This is a genomic window from Kitasatospora sp. NPDC015120, assembly GCF_043080305.1.
In the GTDB taxonomy this organism is placed as follows: Bacteria; Actinomycetota; Actinomycetes; order Streptomycetales; family Streptomycetaceae; genus Kitasatospora.
This window is the reverse complement of the sequence record NZ_JBIBVJ010000006.1, coordinates 294,163-315,129: the sequence shown is the minus strand read 5'-3', so window position 1 is coordinate 315,129 and position 20,967 is coordinate 294,163. Positions and strand designations below refer to the sequence as shown.

The window sequence follows — 20,967 nt, the reverse complement described above, 5'->3', positions numbered from 1 at the left end:
CCGGAGTCTCCGGTCGGGCCGAGCGCGTGCCGGGCGGAGCCGGTCAGGCGGTGGTGGGCTGGAGGGTCCAGCGCTGGTTGGCGTTGCCGGTGCAGCCCCAGATGCCCAGGGCGGTGCCGTTGGCGTCGTTCCAGCCGGGCAGCTCCAGGCAGGCGTTGGCGGCGGGGTTGTGCAGCGTGCCGTCGGCGCGGTACGTCCAGATCTGGCCGGTGCCGGCCTGGCAGTCCGTGAGGACCGCCGGCGTGCCCCAGGAGGTCGCGTTGCCCTGCACGGTCACGCAGCGGCCACCGGTGCGCAGCGTGCCGTCGGAGCCGAACGCGAGCTGCTGACCCGCGCCGCCCCAGCAGTCGTAGAGGCGCAGTGCGCCGCCGGCGGGCGCGCCGTAGTTGTCGAGGCAGCGGTTCGGGTTGTAGGCGGAGCGGACGGTGACGTCCGCGGAGCGGTTCCACGGGACGTCGACCGGCGCGGCGAAGCCGGGCCGGCCCGCGACCGGGGCGGTGCCCGCGAACCGGACGAGCCGGCCGTCGGCGGCGGTGGCGACCAGGTCGGGGTAGCCGTCGCCGTTCAGGTCACCGGGCGAGTCCACGGCCGGGAAGAAGCTCGCGGCCAGCCCGAGCGGGAGCACGGTCTGGACGGGCGGGTACGACCACTCCTGGGTCGCGTTCTTGCCGCAGTCCTGGATGATCAGGCGCCGGCCCGGCCCGGTGCCCGGAGCGACGTCGAGGCACTTGTTCGCGTTCGGGTTCTTCAGGGTGTGCGGGTGGGGGCCGTAGATCCACTGCTGGGCCGGGCTGCCGTTGCAGTCCCACAGGTTGACGGGCGAGCCGTTCGCGGTGGCGGCGCCGGTGACGTCGAGGCACTTGCCGAGCACGTGCAGCGAGCCGTCCGAGCCCCAGGTGAACTGCTGGTTGGGGCTCTCGCCCGGACCGGAGCAGGTCCACACCAGGGCGGCGGTGCCGTTGCCGGTCCAGCCGTGGTCGATGTCCGCGCAGGTGCCCGTGCCGGTGCTCCACTCCAGGGGCTTGTGGGCGGGCAGCGCCAGCGGCGTGAAGCCGCTGACGGGCTTGCCCGTGGCGTCCAGCGGCAGCGCCAGCGCGCTGACGGCCCCGGTCACGGTGTCGCGCACCCAGAGCGTCGGCACGCCGTTGACCTCGCCCGGGGACATCAGGGTGAAGCCGCTCCAGTCCGCGCCGGCGGCGCCGAGCTCGACGCCCGCGCCGATGTAGCACGCGTTCTCGGCAGGGTAGTAGCGCAGGTGGCCCTGCTCGACGGTGACGAGGTTGACCCCGCCCGAGCCCCGGCGCACGGCCGTCAGCTGGGTGACGTTGTCCCACGTCCCGTCGATGCCCTTGGGGCACCCGCCGCCGGTGCCCAGCTGCACGGACACCTGGGTGAAGTGGCCCGCCACGCCGTCCGGGAACCCGTTCGCGTCGTTGGTGTAGACGAAGAACTGCTTGGTGGTCCTGTTGTACGCGAAGAGCGAGTCGCCGCTGCCCGTCACCGCACCGCGGTGGGCCACCAGGTAGTTGTTCCAGTCGTCCTGGCGGGGGCTGCGGCTCGCGGGGGACGCCGTCTCGGGCACCGTGACCGTGCTGCCGTCGCCGCCCCGGAACAGGGTCAGCGAGCCGTCGGCGGCGGGGGTGAGGTAGTCCGCGAAGCCGTCGAGGTCGACATCGCCCGGCACGGCCGGACCGGTCGTCCTCGACGGCGCGTAGAACGAGTAGGAGGACGTCTGGGGATCGGAGTTGCCGGCCCCGTCGACGGCGCGCACGTACAGCGTGTGGCTCCCCCAGTTGCCGACGCCGACGCTGATCGGGACGTCGGCGTACGCGGTGCCGTCGGCCGCGAAGGAGGCCGGGACGCTCGCAGCGCCGCCCGCCGGACTGTTGTCGTCGAGTGCGTACTGGAACGCGCGGACGCCGCTGGAGAGGCAGTCGCCGCCGGGGCAGCCGCCCGGGACCGGGTCCTTGCTGGTGACCCGGACGGTGACGCCGGTGTCGCCGGCGTGGCCGGTGGGCTTGGCGCCGCTGCCCAGCGGCGGGAACACCGAGGAGGGCGCGATGGACGCCTGGGTCGGCGGGGTGAGGTCGACGTTGAAGGCGCAGTCCGCCGACACGGGGCCGTTCACGTCTCCGGCGGTGACCCGGGCGTTCCAGCCGTACCGGTGACCGTCCGCCAGCGCACGGCCGACGTAGGCCTGGCCCCAGGACCCGCCGCCGAAGACCGACTGGCTGGTCCGCGAGGTCGCGCCGGACCCGGCGCTCTCGCCCGCGGTGGCGTCCCACACGTGGAAGCCGATCGTGACGATGGAACCGGGCAGGCCGCCGGTCCAGGCGGACAGCTGGACGTCGGACGTGCCGTCCGCCAGCGCCGTGGTCCGGCCGATCCAGCCGGGCGTGCCGCCGCCGCAGGCACTGCCCTCGGGGTTGACGGACCTGGGGGTGGTGTACATGCCGGTGGGGGTGCTCGGGCCGGAGCCGTCCGCGAACGCGGCTCCGGGAGCGGCCAGCACCAGGCCGGCCGCGGTCAGGGGGACCAGGCGTCTCGCCAGCGGGCCCCGCAGCCATCCGGGAGGACGGGATTCTCGCATGATGTGTTCGTTCGCCTTCGCAGCAGGATCCCCTCGGCCCGGGGCCGACCGCCGGGCACCTCGCCGCAGGCACTCCTTGGGGCGCCTCGCCGAAGGCCGGTGGATGAAGGGGCGATTGTCCGATTGGCGCGCATTCCGACCATTCGTCACGTGACAGACACTCACTTCGACGGATCGGTGCGCGGTCGAACGCTAGTGTGTGCGAACGGGGGCTGGCAATCCGGTTTCCACGATCGTTCCGCGCGCTCCGCCGGAGCGAACGGCACAGGTCACGGGCGTGCCGGTCGACGACGGCGCCCGGCCCCGGCCGGAGGGTTCCGGTCGGGGCCGAGCGCCGTCGTGGCGGGGCGGGGGCGGGGCGGGAGCAGGGGCGGGACGGGAGCGGGGGCATGCTCCCCGGGTCAGCGCAGGTCGAACACCAGGCGGGCGGAGACCTTGCCGTTCAGCACCTCGTCGAAGCAGGTGTTGACGTCCGCCAGGCGGCGGGTCTCGCGGATCACCCGGGTGCGGCCGAGGGCGTGGAGGCGGAAGACCTCGGCGAGGTCCTCGCGGGTGCCGACGATCGAGCCGATGACCTTGGTGCCGTTGAGGACGGTGTCGAAGATGGGCAGCTCCAGCTTGCCCTCGGCGGGCAGGGCGACCAGGACGAGGCTGCCGCCGCGGCGCAGCGCCCCGTAGGCGGCCCGGAAGGAGGCGTTGCTGACGGCCAGGGCGATCGCGGCGTGGGCGCCGCCGAGCTTCTGGACCTCGGCGGCGACGTCGTGGACGCGGGCGTCCAGGACGTGGTCGGCGCCGAGGTCGCGGGCGAGGGCGAGCTTGTCGTCGGTGACGTCGACGGCGATGGTCTCGGCACCGGCGATCCGGGCGTACTGGAGGGCGAGGTGGCCGAGGCCGCCGATGCCGGAGATCAGGACGCGGGTGCCGGGGCCGGCACCGGAGACCTTGAGGGCCTTGTAGGTGGTGACGCCGGCGCAGGAGAGCGGGGCGGCGTCCAGGGGGTCGATGCCGTCGGGCACCGGGACGACGTAGTCGCCGTGGGCGAGGGCGTACTCGGCGTAGGCGCCGTCCACGGAGTAGCCGCTGTTGTGCTGCTGCGTGCAGAGCGTCTCCCAGCCGGTGACGCAGTGGTCGCAGCGCCCGCAGGCATCGGCGAGCCAGGCGATGGCGACCCGTTCGCCGACCCGCACGTGGCGGACCTCGGCACCGGCCGCCTCGACGATGCCGACGCCCTCGTGGCCGGGCACGAACGGCGGGCTGGGCTTGACCGGCCAGTCGCCGTGCGCGGCGTGGATGTCGGTGTGGCAGAGGCCGGAGGCCTCGATCCGCACCCGTACCTGGTGCGGGCCGGGGTCGGGCACCGGGCGCTCCTCGATCACGAGCGGCTGGGTGAAGTCGTGGACGACGGCGGCCTTCATGTTCTGCTCCTGCCCTTCGCACCGGCGGGGCCGTTCCCGGGCCTCCGGGACCCCGTTCACCTCCATCCCACGCCACGGCCGCACGGGCCGCCAGGGCCGGACGGGTGAACCCGGCGGGACCATGGTCCCGCCCCGCCGGTGCCGGACCGGCGGCTACGCGGAGCGGTGCACGATCCGGCGGACCAGTTCGGGGACCCATTCGACGTACTCGACCTCCGCGCCGTCGGCGTGGCGGGCGTAGAGGAAGCGGCCGGTCGGCGAGGCGGTCTCGGGGGTCGTGACGACGGCGCCCGCGGCCTCCAGGGCCTCGCTCAGCTCGTCGAGGTCGGAGACCACGACGGTCGCCGAGGCGTGCGCGTACTTGGCGCGCTCGGAGGGCGGGCCGGCGATCACCAGGAAGTCGCCGATGGCGGCGAGTTCGATCTCGTGGAAGCGGAACAGCAGGTCCGGCTCGGCCCCGGTGAGGGTGCGCAGCAGCGGGAGCGAGTGGTCCAGGCCGTCGGCCCAGAGCCGGGCATAGGTCTTGAGGATGGGCATGGGCGCTCCGAGTCGTCCGACGAGGTACCGGATCACCGTAAGCGGGTGAACTCCCGTACAGAAGACCGCACTTTGCGGTGCGTCAGTGCCCGACGGTAACCGACCCGCCACCTGCGGCGCAGGGCCCGGGGCCGGTCCGGCCGGCGTCCCAGGCGATCAGCATCCGCAGGGCGTCCTCGGAGGGGCTGCCGGGGTCGGGGGCGTAGGTGATCAGCGCCTGGTCCGGGTCGTCGGCGGAGCGCAGCGTCTCGTAGACCAGTTCCAGCCGGCCGACCAGCGGGTGGTGGAACACCTTGCGTCCCGAGGTCTTGTCGCGCACCGGGTGTTCGGCCCACCACTGGCGGAACTCGGGGCTGCGCACCGAGAGTTCGCCGATCAGCTCGGCGAGGCGGGGGTCGTCGGGGCGGCGGCCGGCCTCCAGGCGCAGGAAGGCGGCGTTCTCGCGGGCGCAGCCGACCCAGTCGTCGTAGAGGGTGCGCGAGGCCGGGTCGAGGTAGGTGATCCGGGCGATGTTGCGTTCGGCCGGGGCGAGCGCGCCGTAGTCGCCGAGGAGGGAGACGGCGGCACGGTTCCAGGCCAGCACGTCCATCCTGCGGCCCATCACCACGGCGGGCACCTCGGGCATCGCCTCCAGCAGCCGGGCCATCGCCGGGCGGACCTTCTGCGGGCCGGAGCCCCGGGCGCCGACGGCCCGGGCGGGGCGGGTGCGGGCGAGGCGGTGCAGGTGGCCGATCTCCTCGGGGTCGAGGCGCAGGGCGCGGGCGACCGCGTCGAGCACGGAGTCCGAGGGGTTGCGGACCCGGTCCTGTTCGAGGCGGGTGTAGTAGTCGACGCTGACGCCGGCGAGTTGGGCGAGTTCCTCGCGGCGCAGCCCGGCGACGCGGCGGCGGCCGCCGAGCTCGGGCAGGCCGACGTCCGCGGGGCGCAGCCGCGAGCGGCGGGTGCGCAGGAACTCGGCGAGGCTGCCGGCGGTGCCGGCGGCGCGGGTCGGGCTCGGGCTGCTCATGCGGTCATTCTCGCCGTTCGGCGCCCCCGCTGCCTGGCCCTGTCAGGACCAGGCTGCGGGGGGGGTGGTCACCAGCCGTCGGCGACGGCGACCACGCCGCCGTCGACCACGAGGTCCTGGCCGGTGATGTAGGAGGCGCGGGGCGAGAGCAGGAAGGCCACGGTCTCGGCGATGTCCGCCGCCTCGCCGAGCCGGCCGAGCGGCACCCGGGTGCGCACGGTCTCCTGCTGGGCCGGTTCGGTGATCACCTCGTGGAACATCTCGGTGACGATGTAGCCGGGGCTGACCGAGTTGATCCGGATGCCGCGCCCGGCGAAGTCGCTGCCGAGGGTGCGGGCGAGGTTGTGCACGGCGGCCTTGGTCGCCGCGTAGACGGGGGCGTTGGGCAGGCCGCGGTGCAGCGTCCAGGAGGCGTTGAGGACGACCGACGCGCCGCCGGCGGACTTCTCCAGCAGCGGCAGGGCGTGCTGGACGGTGAAGAAGACGCCCTTGAAGTTGACGTCCACGGTGCGGTCGAAGCTCTCCTCGGTGACCTCCTGCGGGGTCTCGAAGACGCCGACGCCGGCGTTGGCGAAGACGCCGTCGAGGCGGCCGTGGCGCTCCTCCACCAGGGCGGCGAGCCGGGCCAGGTCGGCAGGCCGGGCGGAGTCGGCGCGGACGGTGAACAGCCGCGCTCCGGCGTCGAGTTCGGCTGCGGCGCGGCGCAGCCGGGTGTCGTCGCGGCCGGTGATCACGACGTCGGCGCCGCGGTCGAGCAGCAGCCGTGCGGTGGCGAGGCCCATGCCGCTGGTGCCGCCGGTGATCAGCACCGCCCGGCCGTCGAAGTCGCGGGCGCCGCCGGGGGTGTTCTCGTGGGTGGTGGTCATGCGTCCACCCTCGCGGCGGCGGGGCGGGCCGGACCAGGCCCGCCCGGACCCGGGGTCCGGCAGGACCACCCTTGCGGCGCCATACCCCCTGGGGGTATGTTTCCTGACGCCCCGAAGAGATACCCCCACCTGGTATAGGAGAATGTGGTCATGCCCGACCTCACCGCCGCGTCCGCGGCACCGGCCGCGCCGCCCGCGGCGCCCTCGCCCCGCCGCTGGACGGCCCTCGGGCTCATCGCCCTCGCCCAGTTCATGGTGATCATGGACACCTCGATCATCGGGGTCGCCCTGCCCGAGATGCAGTCCGCGCTCGGCTTCACCCAGGAAGGCCTGTCCTGGGTCTTCAACGCCTACGTCGTCGCCTTCGGCGGGCTCCTGCTGCTCGGCGGCCGCCTCTCCGACCTGTTCGGCGCAAAGCGGCTGTTCGCCACCGGATGGGCCGTCCTCGCGGCCGGCTCGCTGCTCGCCGGCCTCGCCGGGAACCCCGGGCTGGAGCTCACCGGCCGCGCCGTCCAGGGCGCCGGCTCCGCGCTGATCGCCCCGGCCGCGCTCACCCTCCTGATCAGCCTGTTCGGCGCACGCCCGCAGGAACTGGGCAAGGCGCTCGCCCTCTACGGCGCGGCGGCCCCGGCCGGCGGCACCGCCGGCGTCTTCCTCGGCGGCGTGATCACCCAGTACCTCAGCTGGGAGTGGGTCTTCTACGTCAACATCCCGGTCGCCGTCGGCGTCCTGCTCGCCACTCCCGGTGTGATGCCCGCCGCCCCCGCCCGCCGCGGCTCCGTCGACTGGCTCGGCGCGCTCACCGTCACCGCCGGCCTCGCCGTCGCCGTCTACGCCATCGTCCGCGCCCCGGAGACCGGTTGGGGCTCCGCGAGCACCTGGCTGGTGCTGGCCGGCGGCGTGCTGCTGATCCTCGCCTTCGTCGCGCTCCAGGCCAAGCGGCGCGAGCCGCTGATGCGCCTCGGCATCTGGCGCAGCCCCAACCTGGCCGGCGCCAACCTCGCCCAGCTGCTGATGGCCGCCGCCTGGATCCCCATGTGGTTCTTCCTGAACCTCTACCTCCAGCAGGTGCTCGGCCTGAAGGCCTTCGCCTCCGGGGCCGCGCTGCTGCCGATGACCGCCGCCATCATGCTGATGATGATCGTGCTGGCGCCCCGGCTGATCGCCCGCTTCGGCCCCAAGCCGCTCGTCGTCACCGGCCTGCTCGCCCTCGCCGGCGGCATGGTCTGGCTCTCCTTCGCCCGCCCCGACGGCTCCTTCGCGGTCGATGTGCTGCCCGCCTCGCTGCTCGCCGCCGTCGGCATGTCCCTCGCCTTCATCCCCTCGCTCGGCACCGCGCTCGCCGTGCCGGACCCGGCGGAGGGCGGCCTCGCCTCCGGCATCGTCAACACCAGCTACCAGATCGGCTCGGCGCTCGGTCTCGCCGCGATGACCGCCCTGGCCGCCGCCAACGGCTCGCGGGAGCTCGGCGACCCGGTCGCGCTGACCGACGGCTTCTCCGCCGCCTTCCTCGGCGCCGCCGCCCTCGCCGCGCTCGGGGCGCTCGTCTCGGCGCTCACCCTCCGTACCGCGAAGAGCAGTTGAGCACTCGGTCCGCACGGCCGCGGCTCTCTCCTCCCCGCGCCGCCCCGCCCCCGCCCCCGCCGACCCGGCGGGGGCGGGGGCCTGTCCGGGACCGCTCCGGGTCATCTCCGGGAACGATCAGTCCGCAGGATGATCCGGTCCGCCCCGGCCGGGGCGGACGCTTGGCCGGGGGGGCGGGCGTCATGGACTTCGGAGGAACGGATGACGCACAGCGGCAGGACGGTTCGACGCACGGTGGGCGCGGTCGCGGTGGCCGGCGCCCTGACGGCGGTGGCAGCGGCACCGGCGGCCGCCACGCCCGGCGGGTACACCACGCCCGGCGGGTCCGGCAGGCCCGCGCACGCGGCCACCCGGACCGCGATGGAGCAGGCGCTCCGATCCTCGGGGCTGCCCGGCGTGATCGCCACCACCGTGGACGCCGACGGGAGTTGGTCGGCGGCCGTCGGGGTGGCGGACACCACGACGGGACGGCCGCGGTCGGCCCGGGAGCGGTTCCGGATCGGCAGCGTGACCAAGCCGTTCATCGCGACCGTGGTCCTCCAGCTCCAGGCCGAGGGCCGGCTCGACCTCGACGACACCGTGGAACGGTGGCTGCCCGGGCTGGTGAGCGGCCACGGGAACGACGGATCGGCCGTCACCGTCCGCCAGTTGCTCAACCACACCAGCGGCGTCTTCGACTACGGCGACGATCCCGCGATGGGCGCGGTCCTGTTCACCCCCGCCTTCCTCGCCCGGCGCTACGACACCTACCGTCCGGAGCAGTTGGTGCGGATCGCGCTCGCCCATCCCCCGGTCTTCGCACCGGGGACCTCGTACCAGTACTCCAACACCAACTACCTGCTGGCCGGGATGATCATCGAGCGGGTGACCGGCCGCCCCTACGGCGAGGAGGTGGAGCGGCGGATCATCCGGCCGCTGGGGCTGACCGGGACGAGCGTGCCCGGCACCACGACCGCCCTGCCCCGGCCGCACGCCCGCGGCTACTCGACGCTGTTCGGCGGCTCGGCGACGCCGCTGGACGTCACCGAGCTCAACCCGTCGATGGCCGGATCGGCGGGCGGGATGGTCTCCAGCACCGCCGACCTGACCCGCTTCCTCTCCGCCCTGATGCGCGGACAGCTGCTCCCCCCGGCGGAGTTGGACGAGATGACCGCCCCCGGACCGCACGGCAGCGGCGGCCTCGGAATCGGCTCCGGGACGCTCTCCTGCGGTGTCACCCTCTGGGGACACGACGGCGGCATCCACGGATCGTCGACGCTGGCGCTGACCACCCGGGACGGGCGGCACGTCCTGGCGCTCAACACCAACGCCGACTGGTTCCGCGACAAACTCCCCTTGGCCGAGGCCGAGTTCTGCGGCCGCCCGGCCGATCAGGGCCGACCGGACCGACCGGACTGACCGGGCCGGACGGACTGACCGGACCGGACGGGCCGGACGGGCCGGACGGGCCGGACGGGCCGGACGGGCCGGACGGGCTGACCGGGCCGGGCGGGAGGTGTCAGGACTCCCGCCGGGCCCCTTCCGCGGGGACCGCCCGGTAGACGTGCGGCTCGGCGTAGCCGGCCTTCGTGAAGGCGTCCACCACCGCGTCGGCCACCGCCTGCGCCTTCGCCGTCTCCGTCAGCGCGATCACCGAGCCGCCGAAGCCGCCGCCGGTCATCCGCGCACCGAGGGCCCCGGCGGCGACGGCGGTGGCGGCCGCGAGGTCGGTCTCCGGGCAGGAGGTCAGGTAGTCGTCGCGCAGCGAGGCGTGGCCGGCGGTGAGGATCGGGCCGAGCGCGGCGGGCCCGTGCCGCTCCAGCTCGGCGACGGCCCGCTGGACCCGGTCGTTCTCGGTCACCACGTGGCGCACCAACGGGACCAGCTCGGCGGGCAGCCGGGTGAGCGCGGCGGGCAGGTCCGCGGTGGCGAGGTCCCGCAGGGCGGGCAGCCCGAGCAGCGCGGCCGCCCGCTCGCAGCCGGCCCGCAGCGCGGCGTAGGCGCCGTCGGCGAGGTCGTGCTGCACCCGGGTGTCGAGCACCAGCAGGGTGAGGCCGGCGCCCGCCAGGTCGAGCGGCACGTGCCGTGCGGAGAGGTCGCGGGTGTCCAGGTGCAGGGCGGCCCCGGCCCGGCAGACCATCGAGGCCATCTGGTCCATGATCCCGCAGGGGACGCCGACGAAGTCGTTCTCGGCGCGCTGCGCGATCAGGGCCAACTCGCCCGCTTCCAGGCCGAGTCCGTACAGGTCGTTGAAGGCGGTGGCGACGGCGCACTCCAGCGCGGCGGAGGAGGACAGGCCCGCGCCGCCGGGCACGTCGCTGTCCAGCAGCACATCGGCGCCGCCCACCTCGTGCCCGGCCCGGCGCAGCGTCCACACCACGGCGGCCGGGTACGCCGCCCAGCCGGCCACCCCGCCGGGGGCGAGCCCGGCGACGTCCAGTTCGACGGCCGCGCCGGGCACCCTGGTCGAGGCGAGCCGCAGCACGCCGTCGGCGCGGCGGCGGGCGTAGGCGCGCACGGCCTGCGGGATCGCGATCGGCAGCACGAACCCGTCGTTGTAGTCGGTGTGTTCGCCGATCAGGTTGACCCGGCCGGGGGCCGCCCAGACGCCCTCGGGGGCGTGGCCGTAGAGCTCCCGGAAGGTAGCGGCGGCAGTGGTTCCGGTCGTGGTCATCCCTGCGGTCCTCCGTCGGTGGCTGCGGGCGTGGGCGCGGGGGCGACCGCGGGGGCGGGGGCAGGAGCGGGCGCCTGGGCCGGCGCCGCCTCGCGCAGGCGCCGGGCGGCGTCCTCCGGGGCGACGTCGTTCATGAACGCCTCCATCCCGGACTCGGTGCCGGCCAGGTACTTCAGCTTGTCGGCCGTCCGCCGGACGGTGAACAGCTGCAGGTGGAGGGCGAATTCGGTCTCCTGCCCGGCGGGGGCCTGGTGCCAGGCGGCGATGTACGGCGCGCGGACGCGGCGCCCGCCGCCGGCGGGCTGCCCGGCGGGGGCGGCCGGGTCCGCCGGGGCGGTGAAGAGGTTGTCGAACCGGCGCAGCAGGTCGAGGTAGATCCCCGCGAACTCGGCGCGCTCGGCCTCGTCGAGGCGGGTGAGGTCCGGGACGCGGCGGTTCGGGTGGAGGTGGACCTCGTAGGGCCAGCGGGCGGCGAAGGGCACGAAGGCCGTCCAGTGCTCACCGGCGAGGACGAGGCGCGGGGAGGTCCGCTCGGCGGCGAGGAGGTCCTCGAAGAGGTTGCGGCCGGTGGCGGCGCGGTGGCGGGCGGCCCGGTCGAGCATCCGGGCGGTGCGCGGGGTGGTGAAGGGCAGCGCGTAAATCTGGCCGTGCGGGTGGGCGAGGGTGACGCCGATCTCCGCGCCGCGGTTCTCGAAGCAGTACACCTGCTCGACGCCGGGCAGGGCGGAGAGTGCGGCGGTGCGGTCGGTCCAGGCGTCGAGCACCAGGCGGGCGCGGTCCTCGTCCAGGTCGGCGAAGGACGCGTCGTGGTCGGAGGTGAAGCAGACCACCTCGCAGCGCCCGACGCCGGGGCGGCTGCTGAGCAGCGGGTCGTCGGCGGAGACCGGCACGGGGTGGCTGCCGGGCTCGCCGGCGAGGGAGGGGAAGCGGTTCTCGAAGACGGCCACCTGGTAGTCGGCCGCCGGGATCTCGCTGAGCCGGCCGTCGCGGCTGGGGCAGAGCGGGCACTCGTCGGCCGGCGGGTGGTAGGTGCGCGCCTGCCGGTGGGCGGCGATGGTCACCCAGGCGCCGGTCAGCGGGTCGAGCCGCACCTCGGAGGAGGGCGCGGCGGCGTCCAGCGGCCGCCGGTCGGCGACCGTGCGGCCGGCCGGCGGCGTGCCCCGGTCGTAGTAGATCAGCTCACGGCCGTCGGCGAGTTCGGTGACGGTCCTGGTCGTCGTACCGGCCGGCCCGGCCTGGTCGGCCGGGTCGGCGGCGGTCACGGTCGCGGGCATGACGTGCTCCCTCTCCTGGGGCTTCCCTTCAACCACATGACCAAACAATATCGAACAGGAATCAACATGCACGCCACCGGGCCCCCGCGCGCCGTCGACGCCGGGCCCGCCGGGGCCGGGATCACCCGGCGACCGGGTGCCACGGGGCGTCGGGCCGGGTCGGCGTCGGGTCCGCCGCGAGCCGCAGCGCATAGACGTCCCGCCCCTCGGGGTCGGGCACCGGGCCGAGGTAGTCGTGGCCGGTGAGGTGACACCAGGCCGGCAGGTCGAGCGGAGCCGCCGGATCGGTGCTGACGATGTGCACGGTCGTCCCGGTGGGACGGCCCGCGATGCGCTTGCGCAGATGCAGCAGCAGGGTGACGCAGAGCATGCCGGTGCCGTCCACGACGATCGCGCCGCCGGCTCCGGCGGCAGGGGCCGTCATGCGGCACCCGCCTCGACCGGCAGGGCCGCCAGGCGCCATTCGAGCATGCCGTCGGCGAGCCGCTTCGCACTGCGCCCGCGCGCGGCCAGCAGCCGCACGGCGTCGTGGGCGAGGACGCAGTTGACGCCCCGGCAGTACGCGACGACCTCCGCCCCGGCGGGCAGCTCCGCGAGCCGGGCCTCCAGCTGGTCGAGGGGGACGGACAGGGCGCCCGGGATGTGCCCGGCGGCGTACTCCTCGGCCGGGCGCACGTCGATCACGGTCGCGGTGCCGGCCCTCACCCGCGCCAGCAGCTCCTCCCGGGTGAGGTGGTCGGTGTCCTGCGGCCCGAGGTAGGCGGCCCGCGCCCGGCCGGTGGCCGCCAGGTGGGCGAGCCCGACCTGCTGGAGCTGCGCGTAGAGGGCGGCGACATCGTCCCCGGCCAGGCGGTAGTGGATGCGCACGCCGTCCCGGCGGGTGGCCACCAGCCCGGCCCGCTTGAGGGTCTGCAGGTGGGCGGAGGCGGTGGTCAGCCCGAGCCCGGCGGCCCTGGCGAGGGCGTCGACGCTGCGCTCGCCCTGGGCGAGCAGGTCCAGCAGCTCCAGGCGCTTGCCGTTGGACAGCGCCTTGCCGGTGGCGGCCAGCGCATCGAACAGCGCGGCCTTGCGTGCGGGGTCTCCCATGGGCATCCTCCATGAATCCATGGAATATTGTAGAAGCAACCGGGTGCGCCTGTCACCCGGTCCCCCGACCGGACATCCCGCCCCTTCTGGAGGACGGCCCGTGACCGCCACCGCGCCCGGCACCGCGTCCACCGCGCGCCCCGACGTCCGCTCCGAAGCCGGCGCCGGGGGCCGCTCGGGCCTGCGGCTCGGGCTGCGCGCCAACCTCGCCCAGTTCACCCTGCTGGTCGCGGTGAACGCCCTGGTCGGCGGCATGCTCGGCCAGGAGCGCACCGTCCTGCCCCTGCTCGCCGACCGCACCTTCCACCTCTCCGCCTACACGGCCACGCTGACCTACATCGTGGCCTTCGGCGCGACCAAGGCCGTCACCAACTTCTTCGCCGGCGCGCTGTCCGACCGCTACGGCCGCAGACCGGTCCTGGTCGCCGGCTGGCTGCTCGCCCTCCCGGTGCCGCTGCTGCTGATCTGGGCGCCGACCTGGGGCTGGGTGGTGTTCGCGAACGTCCTGCTCGGCGTCAACCAGGGCCTGACCTGGTCGACCACCGTCATCATGAAGATCGACCTGGCCGGCCCCGCCCGCCGGGGCCTGGCCATGGGCCTCAACGAGGCCGCCGGCTACCTCGCCGTCGCCGCCACCGCGATGGGCACCGGCGCCATCGCCGCCCACTGGGGCCTGCGCCCGCAGCCGTTCCTGCTCGGCATCGCGTACGCCGCCCTCGGCCTCGGCCTGTCCGTGCTCGCCGTGCGCGAGACCCGCGCACACGCCCGCGCCGAGGCCGCCCTCCACCCGGCCCCCGCCGACCCCGGCCACCACGCCGAACTCACCACCGGCCAGGTCGCCCGCACCACCAGCCTCACCGACCGGGCCCTGTCCTCGGCCAGCTGGGCGGGCCTGGTCAACAACCTCAACGACGCCCTCGCCTGGGGGATCTTCCCGCTGCTGTTCGCGGCCCACGGCCTGTCGGTCGCCCGGATCGGCCTGCTTGCCGCCCTCTACCCGGCGGTCTGGGGGCTCGGCCAGATCCTCACCGGCTGGTGGTCCGACCGGATCGGCCGCAAGCACCTGATCACGGCCGGCATGCTCCTGCAGGCCCTCGCGATCGGCCTGGTCGCCGCCGGCACCACCTTCCCGGTGTGGGCCCTCGCCCAGGTCCTGCTCGGCGCCGGAACCGCGCTGGTCTATCCCACGCTGCTCGCCGTCATCGGCGACGTCGCCCACCCCGCCTGGCGCGCCCGCGCCGTCGGCGTCTACCGCCTCTGGCGCGACGGCGGCTTCGCGGTCGGCGCGCTCCTGGCCGGAGCCCTCGCCGACGCCTACGGCGTGACGACCGCCGTCTGGGCCGTCGCGGCGCTCACCGCCGCGGCCGGCGTGGTGGTCGCCGTACGGATGGACGAAACCCTTCCCGGGAGCCGCCGGGGGTGAGGACAGGGGCCTCCCCCGCCCCGGGCGCGACCGCACACCGCCGGCCGGTGGCAGGAACCGGGGCGCGCGGCCCCGGGCGAGGCCCGGGGAGACGCGCCCTGCTGCGGCCGCGAAACCGCCCCCACCACCCCCGGCGACTCCGGCGCGGGCCCCGTCCGGTCGGCGTGTCCAGCACGCGCGACGGCATCGTGACCGCGGTACCGCCGCTCGCCGGCCCGCGCCCGCCCGCCGTGGGGCCGGCTACGGGACGAGGAGGAGGGAGTTGATCGGCGTGAAGTCGATCGCGGGGTAGGGACCCGTGTCGCGGTACGTGATCGAGCAGTCCGTGCCGTCGTAGCCGCGGCAGAACTGGAAACCCGCGCGGCCGGTCTGGCTGTTGACGAGGATGTGGTACCCGGTGACGTTGTCGAGGTTGTGGGCGCCGTAGCTGTAGAAGATGTTCTTGCTCAGGATGTCGCCGCCGAACTCGCGGATACAGACCGCTCCGGTCGGGCACGGCGTCGCGGCCACCGCGCCGGGGGCGGTGGCGATCCCGGTTCCCAGGGCGAGTGACAGGGCGGTCAGGGCCATCGCGGTCCTGCGCATGCTTCTTCCTCATCTCTTCTCGGGCGGTTCCGGTGGGTTCGGTGCCGTTCGCGCCGTCCCGGCGGCGCGGCCCGCGCCGGCCCCGGGGCACCGGAACGGTGGTCGGACCGGCCGCAGGACCGGCTGGCGGCATCCGCAGCGGAGCGGTGGCCGGCCGGCACGGCAGCCGTCCGAACACCTCCAGCGTGTCCATTGGCATGCACAGAAAACAAGCGGGAGGAGGGAGGATGGCCAGTACCCCACCCTCCATGGCCGACCGGGCGGGCGCTCTCCCGCACCCGGCCCTCGCCGACAGGGCGCCCTGGGGCCGGCGAGCCTCCGGCCTCAGGGGTCCCCGGTCGGCGGCGTGCCGCTCTGCCGGTCAACGGCGGCCGGTGGAGGCGGCGCGGGGCAGCGGGCCGCGGTTCACCTCCTCGAACAGTGCCGCGGCTCGCCCTGCGGTGCCCAGGGCCCGGCTCCCGGTGCTGAACAGTCCCAGGATCACCACGCCCAGGCCCAACCCGGCCACCATCCACCACACTCCGCGCTCCGCACTGGTGAACGCCGCCCCGCCGCGTGGCAGGGCCGACCCCACGATCGTTCCGGCGACCGCGACACCCAGGGTGGTGCCGGTCTGCCGGCCGGCGGAGGCCAACGAGGTGGCCACGCCGGCCATCGACCGGGGCATTCCGGACACCGCCGTGGTGGTGACCGGCGGGTTGACGGTGCCCAGGAAGATGCCGAACAGCAGGTGGACCGAGAGCACGGCCGGCAGCGGCGTGGCCGGTCCGACCCAGACCGACGCGCCGCCGCCCAGCGCCAGCGCGCCCCCGGCTACGACCAGCGGCAGCCTGGGACCGTGGGTGGCGACCAGCCGTCCCGTGAACGGGGAGAGCACCACGACCAGCCCCCCGACGGGGAGCAGGCACAGCCCGGCCGCCAGCGCCGACATGCCGCGCACGTCCTGGAGGTACTGGGTGGTCACGAACAGGAACGCGCCGAAACCCCACAGCGCGAAGAGCGCCATCAGAATCGCCGAGCCGAACGGCACGCTGCGGAACAGCCGCAGCTCCAACAGCGGGTCCGCCCGGCGTGGTTCGTAGCCCAGGATGCCGAGCACGCCGAGCACGGCCACGGCGAACAGGCCCGCAACGACGGGTGAGGACCAGCCCAGCTCCCTGGATTCGGTGATCGCGAAGACGGTGCTGCCGAGGACCAGGACCGTCAGGACCTGGCCCACCGGGTCGAATCGGCGCGCCCGGGGGGCGCGGGACTCGGGTACGAACAGTGCGGTGAACACGATCGCGGCGGCCACGATCGGTACGTTGATCCAGAAGACGGAGTGCCAGCCGAGGCCGTCGACCAGGGCGCCGCCGACGATCGGACCGAGCGCCAGGGACAGGCCGGTCGCCGACCCGAACACGCCGATGGCCCGGGCCCGTTCGGCCGGCTCGGGAAACGTGTCGGCGACGATCGCCATCGCCACCGGGTTGAGCATCGTGCCACCGACGGCTTGCAGCGTGCGCGCCGCGATCAGCCAACCGATGCCCGGCGCCAGCCCGCACAGCAGCGAGCCGAGCCCGAAGGCGGCGAGGCCGGTCTGGAAGACGCGCCGACGGCCGACGCGGTCCGCGGTGGATCCGGCCAGCACCAGGAAGGCGGCCAGCACCAGGGTGTAGGCGTCGACCGTCCACTGCAATCCGGACTCCGAGGCGTGCAGTTCACGACGAATCGACGGCAGTGCGACGTTGACGATGGAGATGTCCATCACCACGACGATCGCGCCGGCGCAGCAGATCGCGAGCACCAGGAGTCGACGGCGAGGACCGAGTACAGGCGTAGGTTCGGGCATGCCCGGGACGCTAGGTTCTGGAGCGTGGTCGAAGTCAACCAGCACCGTCCCGAATCCGTGCACCGTCCCGAACCCGTGCCCGCAACGGGGATGAGCATCGCCGAAGCTGCTCGGCGGACCGGGGTGAGCGCGCACACCCTGCGCTACTACGAACGCGCCGGCCTGGTCGTCACCCCCGTCGACCGCACCCACGGCGGCCGGCGCCGCTACCGCGAGTTCGACCTGGAGTGGATCACCATCTGCACCAGGCTCCGGGCGACCGGCATGCCGATCAGGGGCATCCGCCGCTACGCCGAACTCGTCGTGGCGGGCCGGGGCAACGAAGGCGAGCGGTTGGAGTTGCTCGAATCGCATCATGACGAGGTGCTCGCCAGGATCGCCGAACTCCAGGAGAACCTGGACCTCATCGCGCGCAAGGTCGACGTCTACCGCGGCCGGCTCGCCGCCGGTGACGCCGACCGGCTCTGGGCGCCCCGCCGCACACCGGCCGGCGACTGAGCCGCCCCTGCGGGCCGGCCCGCACACGGGCCGGCGCGGCGCCGCGAACGGCCGCGCCGTCAGCGGGCCGCAGGGCGGTGGTGGCGGCCGGGCGGGGCGGGGAGGGGGCGGCGGGCCGGGGCCGGGGGGCGCCAGGTGTGGGTGGCCAGGGCTGCGGCGGCGAGGGCCAGGGCGCCGAGCGCGGCGGTGGCGGCGGGGAGGCCGGCGGTGGCGCCGAGCCGGCCGGCCAGCGGGTAGGCGAGCAGCCAGCAGCCGTGCGACAGCGAGAACCGGGCGGCGAACGCGGCGGGCAGGCCGGCCGGTGGCACGGCGGAGCGCAGCAGGCGCCCGCCCGGGGTGAGGATCAGCGAGCCGGCCGCGCCGAGCCCGGCCCACAGGGCGAGCAGCGCGGGCCAGCGCCACCCGCCGCCGGCCGGCGGCCCCGCCGCGGTGACCGCCGCCAGGGTGGCGAGCAGTCCCGCGACCGCGAAGGCGGCGGGCAGCATCACCGCCCGGTCCGCGGCCCGGTCCAGGACCCGGGGCAGCAGCAGTGCGACCACCATCGACCCTCCGCCGTACGCGCCGAGCGCGAGCGGCACGTCGCTCGCGGGCCGGCCGAGTTGGTCGCGGACGTAGACGACGGTGTTGACGATCACCGTCGCGCCGCCGGCGGCGACGGCGAGGTCCAGGGCGAGCAGCGCCCGCAGCCGGGGCACGGAGAGGAAGAGCCGGATCCCGGCCGGCGCGCGCGCCGGGCGCGGCCGCGCGCCAGGCGCCTCGGGCGGTTCGGGCGCCCCGGCCACCCTGCCGGGCAGGGTCACCGAGACGACCAGCAGCGCCGAGGCGAGGAAGCCGGCCGCCGTCCCCCAGAACAGCCACCGGTGGCCGGTCAGCGCCAGCAGCCCGGCGGCCAGCACCGGGCTGACCAGGCTCTCGGTGTCGTAGGCGAGGCGGGAGAGGGACAGCGCCCGGGTGTAGTCGCGCTCCTCGGGCAGGACCTCGGGGATGACCGACTGGAACGCCGGGGTGAAGGCCGCCGAGGCCGTCTGCAGAACGAAGATCAGCAGATAGACCTGCCACACCGAGCCCACGAACGGCAGCCCGAGGGCCACCCCGGCGCGGACCAGGTCGGCGGCGACCAGCAGCCGGCGGCGCGGGATCCGGTGCGCGAGTGCCGCGACGACGGGGGCGATCCCCACGTAGGCGACCATCTTGATCGCCAGTGCGGTGCCGAGCACCGAGCCGGCGTCCGGGCCGGCGAGGTCGTAGGCGAGCAGGCCCAGTGCCACGGTGGCCAGGCCGGTGCCGGCGAGGGCGACGACCTGGGCGGTGAACAGGTGCCGGTAGGTGCGATGGCGGAGGACGGAGAACATCGGGGACTCCGTTCGGACTCGGCGCGGGCCGGGGCGTCCCGTCCGGCGGGCGCCTTCCCTCCACCTTAGGGCAACATGTGCATACGTGTGCACGCGTTGACCGAAAAAGCGCCGCCCGGTCCGGACCGGGCGGCGGGGCGGGGGTTCGCGGCCCTCAGTCGTGCGGCGGCAGCCCGCTGATCTGGTGGTCGGCCACGTTCAGCGCCTCCTGGACCAGCCTCCGCAGGTGCCCGTGCCGCAGCGCGTACACCACCCGCCGGCCGTCCTTGCGGGTCGACACCAGCCCGGCGAGCCGCAGCTTGCCGAGGTGCTGGCTGACCGACGGGCGGGCCGCTCCGGCCGCCTCGGTCAGCGTGGTCACGTCCGCCTCCCCCTCGCCGAGCCGCTGGAGCAGCGCGAGCCGGGTGCGGTCGGCGAGCAGGGCGAGGATGCCGGCGGCCACGTCCAGCCGCTCGTCCGCGCCGGGCTCCTGCCACCTGTGTGCACCTGAGGGCGTGTGTGCACCTGATACCTGGACGCTCCCGCTCATGGGCTCAGCTTAGAGGGCCCGCGACCACCGTTCACCCGGTCCGCAGCGCGCGGTTCACGCCCTCCGCCGCACGGTGAGCGCACCACCGGGGGCGTCGAGGCGAGCGGCCCCGCCCCTCTGACGGTTGGCGCAGGTCAGCCCTCGCGCAGGTCGGCCCTCGCGAGGGTCAGCCCTCGCGCAGGTCGGCGATCCGGCGGATCTTGCCGACCGAGCGCTCCAGGGTGTACGGATCCACCACCTCGACGTCCACGCTCACGCCCACCCCGTCCTTGACCGCCCGCGCGATCGCCGCAGCCGCCGCGTCCCGCTGGTCGGGAGCGGCGTCCGGGCGCGCCTCGACCCGCACGGTCATGTGGTCCAGTCGGCCCCGGCGGGTCAGCCGGAGCTGGAAGTGCGGCGCGACGGCGGGCACCCGCAGCAGGACCTCCTCGACCTGGGTCGGGAAGACGTTGACCCCGCGCAGGATGATCATGTCGTCGCTGCGCCCCGTCACCCTGGCCATCCGGCGGAAGGCGGGGCGGGCGGTGCCCGGCAGCAGGCGGGTGAGGTCACGGGTGCGGTAGCGGATCACCGGGAGCGCTTCCTTGGTGAGCGAGGTGAAGACGAGTTCACCGCTCTCGCCGTCCGCCAGCACCTCGCCGGTCAGCGGGTCGACCACCTCGGGGTAGAAGTGGTCCTCCCAGATGTGCAGGCCGTCCTTGGTCTCCACGCACTCCTGGGCGACGCCGGGCCCCATCACCTCGGAGAGGCCGTAGATGTCGACGGCGTGCAGGTCCATCCGCCGCTCGATCTCGGCGCGCATCTCCTCCGTCCAGGGCTCGGCGCCGAAGATGCCGACCCGCAGCGAGGTGGTGCGGGGGTCGACGCCCTGCCGCTCGAACTCGTCGAGCAGGGTAAGCAGATAGGACGGCGTGACCATGATGATCTCGGGCCGGAGGTCCTGGATCAGCTGGACCTGACGGGCCGTCATGCCGCCGGAGGCGGGGACGACCGTGCAGCCGGCGCGTTCGGCGCCCGCGTGCGCGCCCAGTCCGCCGGTGAACAGGCCGTAGCCGTAGGCGATGTGCACCGTGCGGCCGGGCCGCCCGCCGGCCGCCCGGATCGAGCGGGCCACCACATCGGCCCACACGTCGAGGTCGCGCTCGGTGTAGCCGACCACCGTGGGGCGGCCGGTGGTGCCGCTGGAGGCGTGGATCCGGCGGACCTTCTCCTTCGGGACGGCGAACATGCCGTACGGGTAGGTGTCGCGCAGGTCGGCCTTGGTGGTGAACGGGAAGCGGGCGAGGTCGGCGAGGGTACGGCAGTCCTCGGGGGCGAGGCCGGCCGCGTCGAACCTGCGGCGGTACAGCTCGACGTTGTCGTAGGCGTGGCGCAGCGTGGCCCTCAGGTGCTTCAGCTGGTGCGCGCGCAGGTCCTCGCGGGTCATCCGCTCACCGGCGTCCAGCAGTCCGTCCGGCGGCGCCTCGCCGAGCCGGGCTGCGCCCGGTCCGGCAGCCGTTCCGTCGCTCATCGCGGCTCCCTCCGCCTACGCCGACCGATCATTCGGTTGGCCCCTCGGACAGGGCCAAGTAATCCAGCACCCGAACCACCTGTCAAGGGGCAGCGCGCCCCCGTCCGCCGTCGGGGCCCCGGCCCGTCGGCCGCCCGTCGAAGGACGAGGGCCGATCTCTGCCGAACGGCAGATGGCAGCGGTCCGCCGATCGGGGAGGCTCGTCGACGTCCCGCACCGTCCACGCAC

18 protein-coding genes are annotated in these 20,967 nt (G+C 74.9%); 4 read left to right on the top strand and 14 right to left on the bottom strand.

Annotated elements, in window-relative coordinates; all coding sequences use genetic code 11:
* Nucleotides 1-43: 43 nt before the first annotated feature.
* From ACF1AK_RS17870 to ACF1AK_RS17850, 5 genes are all read right to left on the bottom strand, one after another.
* Complete coding sequence (locus ACF1AK_RS17870; protein ID WP_391499708.1) at nucleotides 44-2,590, bottom strand: ricin-type beta-trefoil lectin domain protein; 2,547 nt, start codon at nucleotides 2,588-2,590, stop codon at nucleotides 44-46.
* Between the two features lie 401 nt (nucleotides 2,591-2,991).
* Entirely contained in the window at nucleotides 2,992-4,005 is a 1,014-nt protein-coding gene (gene adhP / locus ACF1AK_RS17865; RefSeq protein WP_391499707.1) for an alcohol dehydrogenase AdhP, read from the bottom strand.
* Nucleotides 4,006-4,158: 153 nt separating this feature from the next.
* Nucleotides 4,159-4,542, bottom strand: coding sequence for a VOC family protein (locus ACF1AK_RS17860; protein WP_391499706.1), 384 nt, complete (start codon nucleotides 4,540-4,542; stop codon nucleotides 4,159-4,161).
* A gap of 82 nt (nucleotides 4,543-4,624) precedes the next feature.
* Nucleotides 4,625-5,548 carry a helix-turn-helix domain-containing protein gene (locus ACF1AK_RS17855; RefSeq protein WP_391499705.1) on the bottom strand — a complete coding sequence of 308 codons (924 nt, stop codon included), beginning with the start codon at nucleotides 5,546-5,548 and terminating at the stop codon, nucleotides 4,625-4,627.
* Nucleotides 5,549-5,616: 68 nt separating this feature from the next.
* Nucleotides 5,617-6,414, bottom strand: a complete 798-nt coding sequence (locus ACF1AK_RS17850; protein WP_391499704.1) for an SDR family NAD(P)-dependent oxidoreductase — start codon at nucleotides 6,412-6,414, stop codon at nucleotides 5,617-5,619.
* 150 nt (nucleotides 6,415-6,564) lie between these two features.
* Here ACF1AK_RS17850 and ACF1AK_RS17845 point away from each other — a divergent pair, with 150 nt between their 5' ends.
* On the top strand, nucleotides 6,565-7,998 hold the full coding sequence (locus tag ACF1AK_RS17845; RefSeq protein WP_391499703.1) for an MFS transporter: 1,434 nt from the start codon (nucleotides 6,565-6,567) through the stop codon (nucleotides 7,996-7,998).
* A 201-nt stretch (nucleotides 7,999-8,199) separates the two neighbouring features.
* Nucleotides 8,200-9,396, top strand: coding sequence for a serine hydrolase domain-containing protein (locus ACF1AK_RS17840; protein ID WP_391499702.1), 1,197 nt, complete (start codon nucleotides 8,200-8,202; stop codon nucleotides 9,394-9,396).
* A 100-nt stretch (nucleotides 9,397-9,496) separates the two neighbouring features.
* On the opposite strand, the gene galK is transcribed toward ACF1AK_RS17840, so the two are convergent.
* From galK to ACF1AK_RS17820, 4 genes are all read right to left on the bottom strand, one after another.
* Entirely contained in the window at nucleotides 9,497-10,651 is a 1,155-nt protein-coding gene (gene galK, locus ACF1AK_RS17835) for a galactokinase (RefSeq protein WP_391499701.1), read from the bottom strand.
* The gene (galT, locus tag ACF1AK_RS17830; RefSeq protein ID WP_391499700.1) at nucleotides 10,648-11,925 is read right to left on the bottom strand and encodes a galactose-1-phosphate uridylyltransferase; all 1,278 of its coding nucleotides are present in this window, start codon (nucleotides 11,923-11,925) and stop codon (nucleotides 10,648-10,650) included. The genes galK and galT overlap by 4 nt, the downstream gene beginning before the upstream one ends.
* A 121-nt stretch (nucleotides 11,926-12,046) precedes the next feature.
* On the bottom strand, nucleotides 12,047-12,349 hold the full coding sequence (locus ACF1AK_RS17825; protein ID WP_391499699.1) for a sulfurtransferase TusA family protein: 303 nt from the start codon (nucleotides 12,347-12,349) through the stop codon (nucleotides 12,047-12,049).
* Nucleotides 12,346-13,011: an ArsR/SmtB family transcription factor gene (locus ACF1AK_RS17820; protein ID WP_391499698.1), complete on the bottom strand. Its 666-nt coding sequence runs from the start codon at nucleotides 13,009-13,011 to the stop codon at nucleotides 12,346-12,348. Before ACF1AK_RS17820 ends, ACF1AK_RS17825 begins: the two co-directional genes overlap by 4 nt.
* Before the next feature lie 100 nt (nucleotides 13,012-13,111).
* Here ACF1AK_RS17820 and ACF1AK_RS17815 point away from each other — a divergent pair, with 100 nt between their 5' ends.
* Nucleotides 13,112-14,434, top strand: coding sequence for an MFS transporter (locus ACF1AK_RS17815; protein ID WP_391499697.1), 1,323 nt, complete (start codon nucleotides 13,112-13,114; stop codon nucleotides 14,432-14,434).
* Nucleotides 14,435-14,674: 240 nt separating this feature from the next.
* Here the strand turns inward: ACF1AK_RS17815 and ACF1AK_RS17810 are convergent, their stop codons facing one another.
* Nucleotides 14,675-15,019, bottom strand: coding sequence for a hypothetical protein (locus tag ACF1AK_RS17810; RefSeq protein ID WP_391499696.1), 345 nt, complete (start codon nucleotides 15,017-15,019; stop codon nucleotides 14,675-14,677).
* Nucleotides 15,020-15,380: 361 nt separating this feature from the next.
* Nucleotides 15,381-16,850: an MFS transporter gene (locus tag ACF1AK_RS17805; RefSeq protein ID WP_391499695.1), complete on the bottom strand. Its 1,470-nt coding sequence runs from the start codon at nucleotides 16,848-16,850 to the stop codon at nucleotides 15,381-15,383.
* Between the two features lie 90 nt (nucleotides 16,851-16,940).
* Here ACF1AK_RS17805 and ACF1AK_RS17800 point away from each other — a divergent pair, with 90 nt between their 5' ends.
* Nucleotides 16,941-17,348 carry a MerR family transcriptional regulator gene (locus tag ACF1AK_RS17800; protein ID WP_391499694.1) on the top strand — a complete coding sequence of 136 codons (408 nt, stop codon included), beginning with the start codon at nucleotides 16,941-16,943 and terminating at the stop codon, nucleotides 17,346-17,348.
* 59 nt (nucleotides 17,349-17,407) lie between these two features.
* On the opposite strand, the gene ACF1AK_RS17795 is transcribed toward ACF1AK_RS17800, so the two are convergent.
* The 3 genes from ACF1AK_RS17795 to paaK all read right to left on the bottom strand — a co-directional run bounded on the left by ACF1AK_RS17795 (nucleotide 17,408) and on the right by paaK (nucleotide 20,739).
* A complete protein-coding gene (locus ACF1AK_RS17795; protein ID WP_391499693.1) occupies nucleotides 17,408-18,700 on the bottom strand; it encodes an MFS transporter in 1,293 nt (430 codons plus the stop codon).
* A 154-nt stretch (nucleotides 18,701-18,854) separates the two neighbouring features.
* Complete coding sequence (locus tag ACF1AK_RS17790; protein WP_391499692.1) at nucleotides 18,855-19,229, bottom strand: ArsR/SmtB family transcription factor; 375 nt, start codon at nucleotides 19,227-19,229, stop codon at nucleotides 18,855-18,857.
* A gap of 166 nt (nucleotides 19,230-19,395) precedes the next feature.
* Nucleotides 19,396-20,739, bottom strand: coding sequence for a phenylacetate--CoA ligase PaaK (gene paaK / locus ACF1AK_RS17785; RefSeq protein ID WP_391499691.1), 1,344 nt, complete (start codon nucleotides 20,737-20,739; stop codon nucleotides 19,396-19,398).
* Nucleotides 20,740-20,967 lie beyond the last annotated feature (228 nt).